17 protein-coding genes are annotated in these 17562 nt (G+C 69.1%); 9 read left to right on the forward strand and 8 right to left on the reverse strand.

Going from position 1 to position 17562, the window contains the following annotated elements:
- Positions 1 to 29 precede the first annotated feature (29 nt).
- Positions 30 to 1034, forward strand: a complete 1005-nt coding sequence (locus NE857_RS29900; protein WP_254418644.1) for a sugar phosphate isomerase/epimerase family protein — start codon at positions 30 to 32, stop codon at positions 1032 to 1034.
- A 58-nt stretch (positions 1035 to 1092) separates the two neighbouring features.
- Here NE857_RS29900 and NE857_RS29905 read toward each other — a convergent pair whose 3' ends face one another.
- The 5 genes from NE857_RS29905 to paaN form a co-directional block, all read right to left on the reverse strand.
- Positions 1093 to 1338, reverse strand: a complete 246-nt coding sequence (locus tag NE857_RS29905) for a hypothetical protein (protein WP_254418645.1) — start codon at positions 1336 to 1338, stop codon at positions 1093 to 1095.
- 61 nt (positions 1339 to 1399) lie between these two features.
- Positions 1400 to 1771 (reverse strand): hypothetical protein, encoded by a 372-nt coding sequence (locus tag NE857_RS29910; protein WP_017582475.1) that lies wholly within the window; start codon positions 1769 to 1771, stop codon positions 1400 to 1402.
- A 98-nt stretch (positions 1772 to 1869) separates the two neighbouring features.
- Complete coding sequence (locus NE857_RS29915; RefSeq protein ID WP_254418646.1) at positions 1870 to 2370, reverse strand: hypothetical protein; 501 nt, start codon at positions 2368 to 2370, stop codon at positions 1870 to 1872.
- Positions 2371 to 2734: 364 nt separating this feature from the next.
- On the reverse strand, positions 2735 to 3436 hold the full coding sequence (locus tag NE857_RS29920; protein WP_254418647.1) for a carbonic anhydrase: 702 nt from the start codon (positions 3434 to 3436) through the stop codon (positions 2735 to 2737).
- 155 nt (positions 3437 to 3591) lie between these two features.
- On the reverse strand, positions 3592 to 5265 hold the full coding sequence (gene paaN / locus NE857_RS29925) for a phenylacetic acid degradation protein PaaN (protein ID WP_254418648.1): 1674 nt from the start codon (positions 5263 to 5265) through the stop codon (positions 3592 to 3594).
- A gap of 151 nt (positions 5266 to 5416) precedes the next feature.
- Between paaN and NE857_RS29930 the strand changes: the two genes are divergently transcribed.
- The 5 genes from NE857_RS29930 to rsgA all read left to right on the forward strand — a co-directional run bounded on the left by NE857_RS29930 (position 5417) and on the right by rsgA (position 10562).
- Positions 5417 to 6055 carry a TetR/AcrR family transcriptional regulator gene (locus NE857_RS29930; RefSeq protein ID WP_486348431.1) on the forward strand — a complete coding sequence of 213 codons (639 nt, stop codon included), beginning with the start codon at positions 5417 to 5419 and terminating at the stop codon, positions 6053 to 6055.
- A 226-nt stretch (positions 6056 to 6281) separates the two neighbouring features.
- Positions 6282 to 7040, forward strand: a complete 759-nt coding sequence (locus NE857_RS29935; RefSeq protein WP_254418649.1) for an MHYT domain-containing protein — start codon at positions 6282 to 6284, stop codon at positions 7038 to 7040.
- 141 nt (positions 7041 to 7181) lie between these two features.
- Positions 7182 to 8066 carry an MHYT domain-containing protein gene (locus NE857_RS29940; protein WP_254418650.1) on the forward strand — a complete coding sequence of 295 codons (885 nt, stop codon included), beginning with the start codon at positions 7182 to 7184 and terminating at the stop codon, positions 8064 to 8066.
- A 131-nt stretch (positions 8067 to 8197) separates the two neighbouring features.
- Positions 8198 to 9175, forward strand: a complete 978-nt coding sequence (locus NE857_RS29945) for a S1 family peptidase (protein WP_254418651.1) — start codon at positions 8198 to 8200, stop codon at positions 9173 to 9175.
- Positions 9176 to 9464: 289 nt separating this feature from the next.
- Positions 9465 to 10562, forward strand: coding sequence for a ribosome small subunit-dependent GTPase A (gene rsgA, locus NE857_RS29950; RefSeq protein ID WP_254418652.1), 1098 nt, complete (start codon positions 9465 to 9467; stop codon positions 10560 to 10562).
- On the opposite strand, the gene NE857_RS29955 is transcribed toward rsgA, so the two are convergent.
- Positions 10556 to 11635 carry a M48 family metalloprotease gene (locus NE857_RS29955; protein ID WP_254418653.1) on the reverse strand — a complete coding sequence of 360 codons (1080 nt, stop codon included), beginning with the start codon at positions 11633 to 11635 and terminating at the stop codon, positions 10556 to 10558. The genes rsgA and NE857_RS29955 overlap by 7 nt on opposite strands.
- A 122-nt stretch (positions 11636 to 11757) precedes the next feature.
- On the reverse strand, positions 11758 to 12681 hold the full coding sequence (locus tag NE857_RS29960; RefSeq protein ID WP_254418654.1) for a TatD family hydrolase: 924 nt from the start codon (positions 12679 to 12681) through the stop codon (positions 11758 to 11760).
- A gap of 129 nt (positions 12682 to 12810) precedes the next feature.
- Between NE857_RS29960 and NE857_RS29965 the strand changes: the two genes are divergently transcribed.
- Positions 12811 to 14154: an AAA family ATPase gene (locus NE857_RS29965; RefSeq protein WP_254418655.1), complete on the forward strand. Its 1344-nt coding sequence runs from the start codon at positions 12811 to 12813 to the stop codon at positions 14152 to 14154.
- 1 nt (position 14155) lies between these two features.
- Complete coding sequence (locus NE857_RS29970) at positions 14156 to 14872, forward strand: HNH endonuclease (RefSeq protein ID WP_254418656.1); 717 nt, start codon at positions 14156 to 14158, stop codon at positions 14870 to 14872.
- 76 nt (positions 14873 to 14948) lie between these two features.
- Here the strand turns inward: NE857_RS29970 and metG are convergent, their stop codons facing one another.
- A complete protein-coding gene (gene metG, locus NE857_RS29975; RefSeq protein WP_017582464.1) occupies positions 14949 to 16766 on the reverse strand; it encodes a methionine--tRNA ligase in 1818 nt (605 codons plus the stop codon).
- A 209-nt stretch (positions 16767 to 16975) separates the two neighbouring features.
- Here metG and NE857_RS29980 point away from each other — a divergent pair, with 209 nt between their 5' ends.
- Positions 16976 to 17485: a hypothetical protein gene (locus NE857_RS29980; protein WP_254418657.1), complete on the forward strand. Its 510-nt coding sequence runs from the start codon at positions 16976 to 16978 to the stop codon at positions 17483 to 17485.
- Positions 17486 to 17562 lie beyond the last annotated feature (77 nt).

The following is a 17562-nucleotide window of genomic DNA, read 5'->3' on the forward strand; positions in this document are numbered from 1 at the left end:
CCCCAACCGATCACCACGGAGGTAGTCCGATGACCAGACCGGTCACCCTCTTCACCGGCCAGTGGGCCGACCTGCCCTTCGAGGAAGTGTGCGCGCTCGCCTCGTCCTGGGGCTACGACGGACTGGAGATCGCCTGCTGGGGCGACCACCTGGACGTCACCCGGGCCGCCGCGGACGACGCCTACGTCCAGGAGCGCCTGGACATCCTCAAACGCCACGGCCTCGGAGTGTGGGCCATCTCGAACCACCTCCTGGGCCAGGCGGTCTGCGACGACCCCATCGACCAGCGCCACCAGGACATCCTGCCGTCCCGGGTCTGGGGCGACGGCGACCCGGAGGGGGTGCGCCGACGCGCCGCCGAGGAGATGAAGCTGACCGCCCGGGCCGCGGCCAAGCTGGGCGTGGCCACGGTGGTGGGCTTCACGGGCTCGGCGATCTGGAAGTACGTGGCGATGTTCCCGCCGGTGGGCGAGGACGTGATCAGGGCGGGCTACCGGGACTTCGCCGACCGCTGGAACCCGATCCTGGACGTGTTCGACGAGGTGGGCGTGCGGTTCGCGCACGAGGTGCACCCGTCCGAGATCGCCTACGACTACTGGTCGACCCAGGCCGCCCTGGAGGCCGTGGGCCACCGGGAGGCCTTCGGGCTGAACTGGGACCCCAGCCACATGGTGTGGCAGGACATCGACCCGGTCGGTTTCCTGTGGGACTTCCGGGACCGCGTCTACCACGTGGACTGCAAGGACGCCCGCAAACGCGTGGGCAACGGCCGCAACGGGCGCCTGGGCTCCCACCTGCCCTGGGGCGACCCGCGCCGCGGCTGGGACTTCGTGTCCACCGGCCGCGGCGACGTGCCCTGGGAGGCGTGCTTCCGCGTGCTGAACTCGATCGGCTACGACGGGCCGATCTCCGTCGAGTGGGAGGACGCGGGCATGGACCGCCTCACCGGCGCCGCCGAGGCGGTCAGGTTCGTCCGGGCCAACGCCTTCGACCCGCCCGAGTCCTCCTTCGACTCGGCCTTCGGCTCCGACTGACGCGCTGACCTGATGCTCCTCGCCCCGGCGCCACGCGGAGGCCCTCGTGACGCCGGGCTCACATCATCGGGGCGATGACCACGCGGTAGCGGCCGCCGTCGGGGGTGTGCACGTCGTGGCGGAAGTCGTTGACGCGGTTGACCGAGCGCTGCACGGCGTCGCTCTCGAAGGCGCTGGTGTCCACCGTCGGCAGATGCTCGCGCAGGGCCAGCAGCGCCTCGTCCACGGACATGGCGGTGCCCCGGTGTTCCGTGGTGATGTGCTGGCCGTCGTCGGTGAGCCGACTGATCGCGATCCGGAACATGGCCGGTCTCCCTGCGCGGTCGGGGGGTGGTCACCGCAATCCTGCCCCCTGGCCAACGGGCTCAGACCTCCAAGGTCTCCTCGATGCTCTTGAGGCGGTGCCGGGCCAGGGCCAGGTTGCCCCGGGTGCGGTCCAGGGCCAGGTAGAGGAAGAGCCCCTGCCCCTTGCGGCTGGTGAGAGGGCGGATGATGTGGTACTGCCCGGACAGGGTGATGAGGATGTCCTCGATCGCGTCGTTGAGGCCCAGCTGGTCCATGGTCCGCATCTTGGCCCGGACCACCTCGGTGTTACCGGCGGCGGCGACGGTGAGGTCCAGCGACTTGTTCGTGGAGAGCGTTCCGAGGGCCATCCCGCTGCTGTAGTCGACCACGGCGGCACCGACCGCCCCGTCGATCTCCATCATTTCCTTGAGCCCGGCTTCGATGTTCGGCATGTCCTTCTCTTTCCTTTGGTTGAGCCGACGCAGCACTCTCCGGTCGGCGATCCAACGACGCAGTCCCGAAGCGCGGTGGCGCGGGGCGGTGCCACCGGTCACGCGACCACCGTTCCGGCCCGAAACCGCCCCAGGAACAGGGAACGCAGTGCGGTCAGGACGCGTTCCAGCACCGGGCGCTCCACCGTGACCAGGGCACGGGGCCGAACCTGACCACCACGGCCCCGACGCGGCGGGCGGTCCTGCTCCCGGCGCGGGACCTCGGCGGTGTCGGCGAGGTTGCGCAGGCGGTGCAGGGCGAAGCCGAGGCTGCCCCGATTCCGGTCCAGGCGCACCTGGACGCAGAACTCGGAGCCGCGCAGGACCGCGAAGAGCAGGTGGTGGTCGCCCTCGGTGACGACCACGTCCTCCACCACCTGGGTGGCGCAGAGCGGACCGCCGTGGATGGCCTGCAGGATCGCAGACGTGCCCATGACCCGGTCGCTCTCATCACTGCCGACACAGTTCAGGACACGGCTGTCACGCCAGTCGACGAGGCAGACACTGCACACCCCGGGCGTCTGGAGCATCTCCCGCATCTGCTGGTCGATGGCGAGCACGGCGTTCCTCCCCTGATCCGGGTCTGCTGGGACCGGTACGCTGGCGGATCGAAAAACGTCCTTCGGGGACAGCACGAGAATAGGACCACGGACTCGCGCGCGCAGGGTTTTCCGGCATTTATCGCGTCTTGGCTGGTTAATCAGTCGGGCGGCCGGAAAATGCGACAGGGGAATTTTCTACTGAATATGCGGTTCGCGCACCCGGAAAGCAGCGAACAGCATCAATGATCCCGTCAGCGGCGTCTGAGTGATTTCACGCGCTTCGGGACTTCCGCCACCGGGCCGGAACGGCGGAGCCCCGCCGCAAGGACGGTCCGGCGGGGCTCAGCGGGGTTCTGCGGGGTTCTGCGGGGCTGGGTGGGACTCAGAGCCAGGTGACCCTGGAACTCTCCAGGTCGTAGCGGGCGGCGACGACCTCCAACCGCCCGTCCGACACGAACTCACCCAGTTCGTCGTCCCCGCTGAGCCGCTCCGCGATGTGCCGGGCATTGGCCCGGACGCAGTCGTCGAGGAAGTCATCGCCGTCGTCGGGGGTGGACTCCACCACCTCCAGGATCTCCGCGACCAGGCCGCCGACGTGTCCGTGCGGGAGCTCGCCGGTGCGGTGCGCCTCCACCGCCGCGTCGACGGCTCCGCAGCTCTGGTGGCCCATCACCACGATCAGGGGCGTGTGCAGGTGCTCGACCGCGTAGGTGAGGCTGCCGAGCACGGAACCGTCCAGGACCTGGCCCGCGGAGCGGATGGTGAAGAGGTCACCCAGCCCCCGGTCGAAGACCAGCTCCGGGGGCACCCGGGAGTCCGCGCAGCCCAGGACGACCGCGAAGGGATCCTGACCCTCGACCAGCTGGGCACGGCGCGCCCTGCTCTCGTGGGGGTGCCGGGACACGTGGCGGTGCCAGCGCCTGTTGCCCTCCTTGAGCAGGCGCAGGGCCTTCTTGGCGTCGCCGGTGACGGCCCCGACGGGGGCGGCTCCGGCCCAGGCCGAGGAGGGGAGGGTGGTGGCGACGGCTGCGCCGACACCGCCGAGGAGCGACGCCTTGAAGGCGCCGCGGCGGGTGATGGCCATGGGGCCTCTTTTTCCGTTTCACGAACAAAAGGACTTCTGCTGTCAAAGCGGAAAAAAGCTACTCCCGGCGCGTCAGGGGCGACAAGAGCATTGACGCTTCCCTAACGCGCCGGGCCCGAAACGGGACACGGTCCCACACGGCCGGGAGTTCCTTCTCAGACGTGGCGGCGGGACTGCACGAAGTCGAAGCGGCCCGCCACGAAACGCGGGTCGGTCAGCGCGGAGGTCGCCGCGGGGTTGGCCCCCGAACCGTGGTAGTCGCTGAAGGCGGCCGACTGGTTGACGAACACCCCCTGGGTGAGGTTCGCGGACAGGTTCACCCCGGCGTCCAGGGCGGCTTCCTCCGCCCGCTCCAGCACGTCCTCGCTGGTGGAGTAGACCGCCGCGGTGATCGCTCCCTGCTCGGCGATGGTCTCGCCGAGCAGGCGCAGGGACTCCCCGGTGTCGGCCGTGGTGATCACGAAGGAGATCGGACCGAAGTGCTCGCGCCCGTACACCTCCCGGTTCTCGGCGCCCAGCCGGACCAGGGCCGGGGTGCGCACGACGGCGTCGGGGAACTCCGGATGGGCGGGCGAGGTCGGGGCGAGCAGCAGTTCCCCCAGCCCTTCGACCGTGTCCACCCGCTCCCGCACCCCGTCGTTGACCACGGCTCCGAGCACGCCCACGAGCCGCGCGGGATCGGCGACCAGTTCGGCGACGGCGGCCGCCAGGTCCGCGGCGAACTCGTCGGCGTCCTTGTGCCCCTCGTCGGTGTCCACGCCCCCGGCCGGGACGTAGATGTTCTGCGGGGTGGTGCACATCTGGCCGCTGTACAGGGACAGGGAGTGGGCGAGGTTGCCGAGCATCGGGCGGTAGGCGTCCGTGGAGTCCACCACCACCGTGTTGGTCCCGGCCTTCTCCGTGCTGACGAAGGCCTGCCGTGCGTTGTCCTCCAGCCAGTCGCCGAACTCCGTGGAGCCGGTGAAGTCGACGATCCGCACCTCGGGGCGCAGGGCGAGATCGGCCGCGAGGCGGTCCTCGGGGGCCTCGGCCGCCAACAGCACGGTGTCGGGGTCCAGGCCCTGTTCGGTGAGCACCTCGCGGGCGACCGCCACGGTGATCGCCAGCGGCAGCACCGCGCCCGGGTGGGGCTTGACGATCGCGGTGTTGCCGGTGACCAGGTCGGCGAAGAGCGCGGGGTAGGAGTTCCAGGTCGGGAAGGTGTTGCAGCCGATGACCAGGCCGATCCCGCGCCCGCGCGCGGTGTAGCGTTTGGCCATGGTGATCGGGCCGCCGCGGCGATGGGGTTTCTCCCACCGGGACTCGCCCGCGTAGCGCCCGATCATGTCGTAGCCGTAGGCCACCGCCTCCAGCCCCCGGTCCTGGGCGTGCGGGCCGCCCGCCTGGAAGGCCATGACGAAGGACTGGCCGCTGGTGTGCTGGACGGCGTGCGCCATCTCGAAGCTGCGGCGGTTGAGCCGGTCGAGGACTTCCAGGCACACACCCGCGCGCACCTCCAGGGGCACACGTCGCCAGGAGGCGAGGGCCCGGCCGGAGGCGGCGAGGAGGGCTTCGGCGTCGGCCCGCGGATAGGTGACGTCGAGTGCCGGGCCGTAGGGAGAGCGTTCGGTGGCCACGCGGCCCCGGTCGCCGGGCCCGTCGAGCGGGAAGTCCCTGCCGAGCAGCGCCTCGAAGGCAGCCTTTCCTTCCGGGGCGGCCTCCTCCCCGTAGACCGATCGGCTCGGCGACTCCGGGTAGGCGCTGTGGTGGTGCCGCCCGCGGATCGCCGCGACGGCGGCGTCAAGGGTCCCTCGGTGTCGTTCGAGCAGGTCCGGATGGTGCGTCGGCACGGCTTACGCCCTTCCTCAGGTGGTGGTCCGGGGTCTATTGTGCGTTACTAACCGACCGTTCGTTAAGTTAGCAAATCCTCGTGAGAGGAAGACACGGCTGGCCGCCCGCCTCCGGCACGTCCGTCCCTGTCACAAGGTAGATTCGACAACCGTGTCCCGATCTTCCGCAACCGAACCAGCCTCCTCGCGCCAGACCGGTCGGCGCCGCTCCGGCCGACCGGGGCACGACGCCGACTCCGTGCTCCGCGTGGCCGCGCGCGTGTTCAACGAACGCGGGTACGACGGCACGAGCATGGAAGACCTGGCCCGCGCCCTGGGCGTGACCAAGTCCGCGATCTACCACCACGTCACCGGAAAGACCGAGTTGCTGCGCCAGTCCCTGGACCTGGCCATGGACGCCCTGTTCGAGGTCACCCGCGAGGAGGGCGCCGTCACCGGACCCGCCATCGCGCGGCTCGAACACGTGATGCGCGGCAGTGTCCGGGTACTGGTGGAGGAGCTGCCGCACGTCACCCTGCTGCTGCGGGTACGCGGCAACACCGAGGTGGAGAAGCACGCCCTGGAGCGCCGCCGCCAGTTCGACCACCTGATCGCCGACCTGGTCCGCGAGGGTGTCGTGGACGGCGACATCCGCAGCGACGTCGACCCCGCGGTCGCCTCCCGCCTGCTCTTCGGTATGGTCAACTCGATCGTGGAGTGGTACAAGCCGGACCGCGGCATGGCCGCCGAGGAGATCGCCGACTCCCTGTGCCGGATCGCCTTCGAGGGCCTGCGCGGCCACCGGGACTGAGCACCCGGGCTCGCCTGTGCCCAGCATCACCCGTCGACCCCCGGACACCAAAAGCTCCTACCAGGCGGTAGGTTTCACCTTTTCGCTCCACCACCAGCCCCCGGAGCAGGTCCTTGGCGAGCCAGAGGTCGAAATAAAGGTCCTAAAGTAGATTCATCCCTCCTTTTCTCTCTGCTTTTCCGTGCCTTTTCGCTTCCCCGCACTCCTTCTTCCCGGAGCCCTCGCCATGATCGACCATTTCGCATACGGCTGGTGGACACCCGCCATCGCCTATGTCCTCTCCGTGACCGGATCGTTCATCGGACTGCGGTTCGCCCTGCTCTCCAGGGACGCCGCCGGGGCCGGGCGCTGGCTGTGGCTGACCCTGAGCGCGGCCTGCCTGGGCGGCACCGCCATCTGGTCCATGCACTTCGTCGCCATGATGGGCTTTCGTGTCCAGGGCGCGCCGATCCGCTACGACACCACGCTGACCATACTCAGCGGCCTGCTGGCGATCGGCGTGATGTTCGTGGCGCTCACCCTGGCCACGACGCGGCCGACAAAGCCATGGATCATCAGCGGCGGACTGATCGCGGGTGCCGGCGTGGTGGGCATGCACTACATGGGTATGGCCTCGATGAACGTCCACGGCCACCTGCACCACGACCCCGTCTACGTGGGCGCGGCGTGCGTGATCGCGGTGAGCGCGGCCACGACCGCGCTGTGGTTCGCCCTGAACGTGCGCCGCGCCTCCTACTCCCTGCTCGCCGCCCTCCTGATGGGCATCGCCGTCTCGGCCATGCACTACACCGGGATGTTCGGCATGAGCTTCACCGCCGCCGAGCAGGTCCCGCTCACCCCGCCACCCGGCGCGAACACCTCGGACCTGCTCCTGCCGCTGATCACCGGGCTGTTCGTCTTCCTGATGGTCTGCAGCCTGTTCCTGTTGCTGAACGCGGGCGAGGACAACAAGTCCCGCCACCGCGACAGAAACAACGTCGGTTGACAACCCCACATCCAGAAATTGGCCACATCAGGCCACCGGAGAAGCGAATGCTCCCCTAGCGCTGAATTACGGACATCTCTACGCTCCATGAACAGAAGCCACAATTGTGACTTGCATCATGGAAAGTAGAGAACAGGGAACGTGTCCGATCTCCTCCCCCAAGGCTGGATGACGCCCGCGATCGCCTACATCATCTCGGCGGTCGGCTCCTTCCTGGGGCTTGCCTTCGCCTCCAGAGCCCGTCGGGCGACGGGTTTCTTCCGCTGGCAGTGGCTGGGCCTGGCAGCACTCTCGATCGGCGGGATAGCCATCTGGGCGATGCACTTCGTCGCCATGTTCGGTTACTCCGTCACCGGGTCCCCCCTGCGCTACGACGTCCTCCTCACCGTGATCAGCGGTGTCCTGCCGATCCTGGTCGTCCTGGTCGCCCTCCACCTGGTGCTGCGGCAGCCCACCACGGGCCGCCTCGTGGCCAGCGGCACCCTGGTCGGTGTCGGCGTCATCGCCATGCACTACACGGGTGTGGCCGCCATGAACATCCACGGGAGCATGCACCACGACCCCGCCTACGTGGCGCTGTCGTGCGTGATCGCCGTGGCCGCCGCCACCACCGCGCTGTGGTTCGCCCGCAACCTCCAACACCTGGGCGGTATCGCTCTGGCCGCGGTGGTCATGGCGACCGCGGTCACCGCGATGCACTACACCGGCATGGCCGGGCTCCACGCCACCCCGGCCGACTTCAACCCCATCGGCGCACCCGACGGAGCCAAGGCGCGCGACCTGCTGCTGCCCGTGATCATCGGGCTGTTCGTCTTCCTGCTGATCTGCAGCCTCTTCCTGCTGCTCGGCGGCGAGGACGAGTACGAGTACGAGCGCAGGGACTACACCCGCCCCTCCCACCGGGCGGCGGAGCACACCGTCCAGAGCGCCGACGCCTCCTACCGGCCCCGGCACGGGGCACCGGAGGCACCCGTCCCACGCCAACAGTCCCGTCCCGGGGACGACGTGTGGACCAGGCGCCGCTGAGGGCCGGACCGACCGCTCCCGTCTCGGTGGTGGAGCCGGCTCCACCACCGACCGGGTTGCCACCCGCATGGTTCGACGGACGACGAGCGACGAAGCTGAACACACCAGCACCAAGCACAAGGGAACTCTCCGTGTTCAGCTTCACTCCGCCGCGCCGCCGTGTGCTCCAGACCGCTGTGGTCGGTGCCCTCGCCACCGCCTGCACCCTCACCATGACCGGGACCGCCGGAGCCATCGTCAACGGGTCGAACTCCACCGAGGAGTACCCGTTCATGGCGGCCATCCCGGCGTCGGCTCCCGAGTACGGCCTCCTCGACGGGAACTGCGGCGCGTCGCTGATCGACCAGGAGTGGGTGCTGACCGCGGCCCACTGCGTGAGCGGCGACGGCCTTGAGCTGGACGGCATCGTGCGCGTAGGCAGCGACCAACGCAAGTCCGGCGGCACCGTCCGCAAGATCGACCAGGCCTTCGTCCACCCCGACTACGTGAACGGCGAGAGCGTGGTCGCCAACGAGAACGACATGGCGCTGATCCTCCTGGACCGACCGGTCACCGAGGAGCCCATCACGATCGCCGCTCAGGTCGGGGAGCCCGGCACGGCGACCCGGCTCATCGGGTTCGGCACCACCGTGGACACCGGGTTCGACTTCCCGGACCGGCTCCAGGAGCTGAACACCCGCAGGGGCGACGAGTCCGAGTGCGCCCCCGGCTGGGCGGACCGGACCCGGCTGTGCACCATCACCACCGTGCCCGAGGCCATGGCGTGTTTCGGGGACTCCGGCGGGCCGCAGGTCCGGGAGGGCCGGGACGGCCGTTGGGAGCTGATCGGCGTCACCTCCGGGCCCGGCGCCCCGGACGTGCCGTGCTCGCAGGGCCCCGGCCTCTACACCAGTGCGCCCGCTTACGCCGACTGGATCAGCGAGACCATGCGGACCAACTCCGCCGGGGCCGATGACTCCGACTCCGCCGGGGCCGATGGCTCCGCCGGGGCCGACCCGAACGACGACGTCGGCGCGGTCGCCGCTGTGGCCGCCATGGCCGCCGTGCTGGCCATCGCCGGTGGCGCCGCCTTCGCGGTGCACCGCCGCAGGGCCCGACGCGCGACCTGAGCGAAACGGCCAGCCCCGACGGGGAGCCTCCGGCCGGAGGCTCCCCGTCGGCATCCGAGGAACCCTCGAAAAACCATTGGCACCGACCACGGGCCCTGTCCTAGTGTCGGTGCGTGCCGTGCGGTCCGCGCCGGCCGCTGACGAGAGGAGCACGCCATGGCCTGCACCACGCCTGGTTCCCACACCCGTCTTCCCGTCGTCAGCGAGCCGTAGGTCGCGTTCGACCAGCCCCAGGCACCGGCTCGCGCTCTACCGAAAGAGCACAGTGAGTCAGCACAGCACCACCAGCATGTCCGAGAACACCTTCGGCCACCCGCTCAGCGGGCTCGGCTGGAACCCCCGTGTCGAGACGGCCTTCGACGCCGCAGCCCGGCACTCGACACACGTCCTGCTCCCCGCACGGGTCACCGAGGCCCGCCGGGGAGCCGTGGGCGTCCGTCTCCCCCAGCACGAGACCGCCTCACTCGCCCCGGCCGTCCGCAAGGCCGCGGAGACCGATCCCGCCACCGCTCCGACCAGCGGGGACTGGGTGGCCGTCCGCCGCTCCGGCGACACCTGGCTGGTCGAGGCCGTCCTGGAGCGCTCGGGCACCCTCGTCCGCCAGGGCGTGGCCAAGGACTCCCACGACCAGGTCCTGGCCGCCAACATCGACGCGGTCCTGATCTGCGAGGCCGCCGACCAGGGGCCCAACGTGGGCCGCCTGGAACGCTTCCTCAGCCTCGCCTGGACCAGCGGGGCCACACCCATCGTCGCGATCACCAAGGCCGAACTCGCCGGTGAGCGCCTGCCCGAGGTGGTCGAACTGGTCGAGTCCGTCACCACCGGCGCCGACGTGCACACCGTCAGCGCGCACACCGGTCTGGGCCTGGAGGAGCTGGCCGCACGGCTGCGCCCCGGGGCCACCTGGGTGCTGCTCGGCACTTCGGGCGCTGGAAAGTCGAGCCTGCTCAACGCCCTGGCCGGGAAGACGGTCATGGAGACCGGCGCGATCCGCGAGGACCGGCGAGGGCGGCACACCACCACCCACCGGCAGCTGATCCCCATGCCAGGGGGCGCGCTGTTCCTGGACATCCCCGGGGTGCGCCGCATCGACGTGCCCGGTGACGAGAGCGGGGTGGACCGCACCTTCGCCGACATCAACGCACTGGCCGAGCAGTGCCGGTTCCGGGACTGCGCCCACGGCGACGAGCCGGGGTGCGCGGTCAACGCCGCGGTGGACGAGGGGGAGCTGGACACCCGTCGTCTGGAGCGCTGGTACAAGCTGCGCCGCGAGGCCGAGTGGAACCGGTCCCGCGGCGATGCCCGGCTCCGCGCCGAACGCCGCAAGGAATGGAAGAAGAACGACCGCCACGGCCGTGAGGCGGCCCGCCGCAAACGCGGCTACTGACGGGCCGGGCGCGACCGCTGTCGGTCCAGGTTCCGGGCCTGGTCGCCGAGGCGGTCCATGCGCCTGGACAGCGGCGGGTGGGTGGAGAACCACCCTCCGCCCTTTCCATCGATCGGGATGATCGCCAGGGCGGACACGCTCTTCGCGCGCAGGTCCTTCGCTGGGATCCGGTCATGGTGTGACTGGAGCCGGTCGAGCGCGGCGGCCAGCGTGGAGGGCGCGCCGGTGAGCTGTGCGGCGGCCCGGTCCGCGGCCAGCTCCCGCTGCTGGTTGAACAGGAACGCCCCGGGGAGCCCGAGGATCACCAGCACCGCGCCGGCCAGGAGCAGGGGGAGCAGGATCAGCGACGACACGACGATCACAACCATGCGGACGGACTTCAGGGCCCAGAGCACGGGCTGGGTCCGTACACGGTGCAGCAGCTCGTCCCGGTTGCGGGGTTCGTCCTCCCAGCGCGGTTCCCTGTCGTCCTCGGCGATGAGGGGTTCCAGGACCCGGCCGTAGCGGTCTGCGATCTCGACGAACTTGTCGTCGAACCAGCACATGAAGGGGATGATCGCCATCGGCAGGTACAGCGGCCACCGGGTCATCCCCAGGACGAAGTTCAGCATCCGCTCGTCCCGGTGGGCGATGTGCGCCATCTCGTGCGCCAGCACCGCCTCCAGTTCGGGGGTGTCCAGCTCGGTCACCAGGTCGGCGCTGAGGTAGATCTCCGCCCGGCCCTCCCGGTCGACGTGGGTGAACGCGTTGGCGCTGTCCAGGTCAAGCAGCCGCAGCTCCGGTCGGGGCTGACCGCTCAGGGCGCACAGCCGGTCGAGCACCTCGTGCAGGCGCGGGTCGGTGTCACGGGTCAGCTCCACGCACTCGCGGCCGCCCAGGGGGTGGTCCCCCACGGCCAACACGATGATCTCGCCGAAGACCAGCATGACGGCCGCCGGCACCAGCCCCCACCACCAGGAGAGCTCAAGGTAGTGGGCGGCCACGCCACCCAGCACCACGTAGACCAGGGAGATGGCGATGACGATCGCCCAGGCGCGGAACATGGCCGCGTGGGCCGCGAGGAAGGCAGGCATAAGCGGCATCCTAGGGCCCGGTGGGGCCGGGGCAGGCCTCAGTGACCGGATCGGGCCAGGTAAGCGACACGACCGGGCGGAAACGGAATCAGGAGGATCTGTGGGAGATCCTCACCACGCGGTCACCAACCGAAGGCCCTGCGGGCGTTGTCCGCGACGATCCCGGCGAACTCGTCCTCGCCCATGCCCTTGGTCTCGGCCAGCACGCGCAGCGTGAGCGGGATCAGGTACGGGGCGTTGGGGCGGCCCCGGTAGGGCTTGGGAGTGAGGAAGGGGGCGTCGGTCTCCACCAGCACCAGCTCGGGCGGGGCCACCTTGGCGGCCTCGCGCAGGGGTTCGGCGCTGGCGAAGGTGACGTTGCCCGCGAAGCTCATGAAGTAGCCGTGCTCGGCGCACACCCGGGCCATGTCGGCGTCACCGGAGAAGCAGTGGAAGACCACCCGCTCCGGAGCGCCCTCCTCGGCCAGGACCCGCAGCACGTCCTCGTGGGCCTCGCGGTCGTGGATCATGAGGGCCTTGCCGTGCTTCTTGGCGATGGCGATGTGGCGGCGGAAGGACTCCTCCTGCGCGCGTGCGCCCTCCGGCCCGGTGCGGAAGGTGTCCATCCCGGTCTCACCGACCGCCACCACCCGCGGCAGGGCGGCCAGCGCGTCGATCTCGGCGAGCTGGGCCTCCAGAGCCTCGATCCCGCCGGCCGGACGGGCCTTCTCCGTCCAGTCGGTGTCGTCGGCCTCCACACCCTCGGCGCCGTCGCCGTGCACCACCCGCGGGGCCTCGTTCGGGTGCAGCGCCACCGCGGCCCACACCTTGCCGGGGTGGGCTTCGGCGATCTGCACCGCCCAGCGCGAGGAGGGCAGGTCGACCCCCACCTGTACGAGCGGTGTCACCCCCACGGCCTCGGCGGCGGCGATGATCTCGTCGACCTCGGGGGTCTGCATGTCCATGTGGGTGTGGCTGTCGGCCACCGCGACCCGCAGGCCCTCGGGTGCCGGAGGCGGCGTCTGCGCGTTGCGCTCCTTGACCGCCTTGCCACTGCGCTTACCCATGTCATGCCCCCGTTGTCGTGCTGTTCCGCCGTGGTGATTCTAGGCGGGCCGCAAAGGCCCCGGTCCCAGCGCACAGCCCGGTCTAGGGTGGGAATCACGACACACGTAGACCGACCCGCGGAGTCCCACTTGTACATCGAGCGAATCAGCGTCGACGGCATCCGTGGCTTCCACGGCCCCCGCGCGGTGCAGGACCTGGAGTTCCCCTTGCCCAAGGACGGCCAGGGGAGCTGGACCGTTCTCGCCGGACGCAACGGCTCGGGAAAGACGACTCTGCTGCGCGCGATCGCTCTGGGTCTGGTGGGGCCTTCTTACGCACGTCACCTCGTACCTGACTTCGGTCACTGGGTCTCGCATGACGCACCTACGGGCGACGTCACCATCACCATCCACCCAGACAATCACTGGGACAAGTTCACCCAGGGACGACGTCCTCAGGAGAGCTTTTCCGGAGCCCTCCATTGGAGAAGGGTAGACACCGACCGGCAGCTGAGGGAGCAGGTATCCGGCCCTTCCAACACATCGCGGGGGAAGGGGAGCAAGTCTCCGGACCGTGGTCCTTGGTCCGAGGAAACCAGCGGATGGTACGTCGCCGGATACGGACCATTCCGACGTTTGGAGGGGGGCTCGACCGCAGCTCAGCGGCTCACACTGAACAACGGTCCTGTGGCTCGCCTGGCCAGTCTGTTCGATGAGGATGTATCCCTCGCTGAAAGCGTCCAGTGGCTCAAAGATCTGCTCTTGCGGCAGAAGGGTGGTTCCCTACCCGAAGCACCGCTCGACTTCGTCTTCAGGATCCTGAATGACGGGCTGCTCCCTGACGGGTTCCAGGTCTCCCACGTGGACGCCGATGGCCTGTGGGTGAAGCACAGCGGAAAGACAAGCGCTCTCCGTGAGGTGAGTGACGGCTATCGGACAGTGGCTGCTCTGGTTCTCGACTTGGTAAGGCAACTTCACTGGGCCGGGGGCGAGGAAGTCTTTGCCGAGGACGACGGCAACCGTCCTGTCGTCGTCATGCCCGGAGTCGTACTCATCGACGAGATCGACGTCCACCTACACGTGAGCTGGCAAAAGGCTATTGGTGGATGGCTTAAGAAGCACTTCCCGAACATCCAGTTCATCGTCTCTTCGCACAGCCCTTACATCTGCCAGAGCGCTGACCCGGGAGGCCTCATCCGACTTCCCGGAGTCAACGAAGAGGAAGCACCCCGGGTCGTCTCTGAGGATCTGTACCAGCGTATCGTCTACGGCAGTGGCGACGATGCACTCCTCACAGAGCTCTTCGGCATCGACTCCCCGTATTCGGACCGCGCCAATGAGAAGCGTGAACTGCTTTCTGAGCTTGAGTCGCGTGTTTTGACAGGCGAAGCAACAGAAAGAGACGAGAAAGAATATGTGGCGCTGAGGCGGGCTTTGACCAGCTCACCGATCACACGTGTCCGCGAGATCGCCTCACAGTTCGAGGCGGAGTGACGTGATCCGTTTGTCGCGCGGAACCCTGCCGCCGCGGGTCCAGTCCAGCCTGGATCGGCGAACCCGAAATCTGGCAAGGGACGAAGCCACGACCGACGTGGCCCGCAAACGTTGGAAAAGCGCCAGTGGCCTTCGTGACCAGCTACGCGCTGAGCTGGCGAAGATGGCCGCCGGCCTGGACCGGTGCATGTACTGCGGCGAAAACGTGGGCACTGACGTCGATCACTTCGAACCCCTGTCCCACGCACCGCTCCGCACCTACGACTGGCTTAACCACCTGTTGGCCTGTTCTCGCTGCAACAGTCAAGCGAAAGGTGACACCTTCCTTCGGGACCCGCACGGTGATCCGCTGTTGATCGATCCGACCGCCGAGGATCCACATGAACACCTGGAACTCCGCCTGGCCAGTGGCCGGTATCGAGGTCTGACCCCCCGGGGCATACACACCATCGACCTGCTCAGGCTGAACCGCTCCGAACTCGAACTAGGGCGTGCGGGCGCGTTCATCAGGGCTGTATCCATGTTGCGCGACTCACACGTGCTGTCTCGTCGAGGACGCGCCACAGAGGCTCAGAAGGTTCTCGCGGCCCTGCATGAACAACCGTTCGCGGATGTCTTTCACGTGATGCTTCGAATACGGGAGAAACCCCGTGCCCACATCATCATCGATGATGCCGAGGCTCTGACCGCGCTGCGGAGCCTGGCCATGAACCGCTGATGCCAGAGCGCCTCAGACACAGAAGCGGGCCCCGGTCGACATGACCGCGAGGCCCGCTTCGGCGTTCGTCGCCTGTCTACTCGCTCTCGCCGGCCAGGCGGGCCAGTTCCTCGTCGACCACGGACGGGTCGAGCTTGGTGAAGAGCGGGGTCGGGCGGCTCAGCGGGGTGCCCGGGACGATCGGGACCGACTCCCAGCGGGCGTCGTTGTCGGCGTAGTCACCGGTGATGACCGGGTAGTCCACCTTCTCCTCGGAGCCGCCGATGGTGTCGTGGCCGGACTCGATGCGGGGCATGCCGGTCCAGGTCCCGGTGCCGCCGAGCATCGCGTACACCTTGTTGGCCGACTCCGGCAGGAACGGCGTCAGCAGGGTGTTGGCGTCGCTGACCAGCTGCAGGGACACGTGCAGGACGGTCGCCATGCGCTCCGGGTCGGTCTTCTTGAGTGCCCACGGAGCCTGGTCGGAGATGTACTTGTTGGCCTCGGCGACGGTACGCATGGCTTCCTGGAGGCCCGCCTTGAACTGCGACTTCTCCAGGCGGGCGCCGACCGTGGCGAAGGCCTCCCGGGAGGCGTCCATGACCTTGCGGTCCTCGTCGGTCAACTCGCCCGCGGCGGGGATCTCGCCGAGGTTCTTGGCCGCCATGGAGATGGAACGGTTGACCAGGTTGCCCCAGGCCGCCACCAGCTCGTCGTTGTTGCGCCGGACGAACTCGGCCCAGGTGAAGTCGGTGTCCTGGTTCTCCGGGCCCGCGGCCATGATGTAGTAGCGCAGCGCGTCCGCGGAGTAGCGCTCCAGGAAGTCGCGCACGTAGATCACCACGCGGCGCGAGGAGGAGAACTTCTGCCCCTCCATGGTGAGGAACTCGCTGGAGACCACCTCGGTGGGCACGTTCAGCTCGCCCAGCGGACCGGCCTCACCGCCCCCGTTGCCCTTGCCGCTCGCCCCGAGCAGGATCGAGGGCCAGATGACCGAGTGGAAGACGATGTTGTCCTTGCCCATGAAGTAGAAGGACTCGGTCGCGTCCCCCTGCCACCAGCGGCGCCAGGCCTCGGGCTCACCGACGCGCTGGGCCCACTCGATGGACGCGGACAGGTAGCCGATCACCGCGTCGAACCACACGTAGACGCGCTTGGCGTCGTTGTCGCTCCACCCCTCCAGCGGGATGGGCACGCCCCAGTTGAGGTCACGGGTGACGGCGCGCGGCTGGAGGTCCTCCACCAGGTTCAACGAGAACTTGAGGACGTTGGGCCGCCATTCCCCCTCTTTGCCCTTGAGCCACTCGGTGAGGACCTCGGCGAAGGCGGGCAGGTCGAGCATGAAGTGCTCGGTGTCCACGAACTCCGGGGTCTCGCCGTTGATCCGGGAGCGGGGCGAGATCAGGTCGATCGGGTCGAGCTGGTTGCCGCAGTTGTCGCACTGGTCGCCGCGCGCGCCGTCGAAACCGCAGATCGGGCAGGTACCCTCGATGTAGCGGTCGGGCAGCGTACGGCCGGTGGACGGGGATCGCGCGCCCTGGGTGGTGCGCGTGAAGACGTAGCCGTTGTCGTAGAGCGTGGTGAACAGCTGCTGGACGACGGAGTAGTGGTTGCCGGTCGTGGTGCGGGTGAACAGGTCGTAGGACAGACCGAGCGCGACCAGGTCCTCGGCGATGATCCGGTTGTAGCGGTCGGCCAGTTCCCGGGCGGTGACGCCCTCCTGGTCGGCGAGCACCTGGATCGGGGTGCCGTGTTCGTCGGTGCCGCTGACCATCAGCACGTTGTTCCCCGACATTCGCTGGAAGCGCGAGAAGACGTCCGAGGGGACTCCGAAACCGGAGACGTGGCCGATGTGGCGCGGGCCGTTGGTGTAGGGCCAGGCGACCGCGGTCAGGATGTGGCGATTCGACGACATGACACAAGACTAAAGGTGGCCCGGGGTGTCCGAGCACCAGAGGGCTCCGCGGGTTGGTCCGCGGAATCGTCCGTTCGCCGGGTTGTCCACAGGGCCGACCGCACGATTCCCCCGGACCGGTGCGTACCCGTATGCTCTGCAACACGAGGCCGTGTGTCACCGGGGCACCGGCCGGAGTCAGCAGGACCCTTCTACCCGGCCCTGAGGCGGTGGTCACCACGGTTACCCGTGCCGTACCCCGTCCTGCCCTGCGGACCAGCTCGCTGATCACCAGCGTGGTCCTGCTGGTCATCCTGTCCTTCCCCGTGGCCGTCGGCCTCTCCGGGGAGAGGGACACCGTGGCCCTGCCCTCGCACGGCGGTGTCACCGTCCCCGCGGACACGTCCGCGCACGGCGGTGCCTCCGTCCACGACGACGCGGCCGCGAACAGCTCCGACGACGGCCGCGACACCGCCGCCCACGAGGCGACGGAGGAAGCGCGCCCCTACCTCGGATCCCAGACGGTCGCCCTCGGGCCGCCCGCCTCCACCTGCGACCAGCGCTCGGTGCTGCGGGACCTGCCCGACACCGTCCCCGCGTGCGCGCTGCGCCTGGCGGTGTGGGACCAACCCTGGTGGCCGCTGCCCCTCCCGCACCACGACCCCGTTCCCGAACGGGTCGAAGCGGAGGGGCTGCCGCCCACCCGGGCACCACCTCTCACCGCGCACACCATCGTCTGACCATCCCGGTAGGCCGCCTCCCCGCACCCCGAAGGTGCCGGGACCGGCACCACGCACCCCCCTGCCCTGAGCATCCG

It is taken from the genome of Nocardiopsis exhalans (genome assembly GCF_024134545.1).
GTDB lineage: Bacteria > Actinomycetota > Actinomycetes > Streptosporangiales > Streptosporangiaceae > Nocardiopsis > Nocardiopsis exhalans.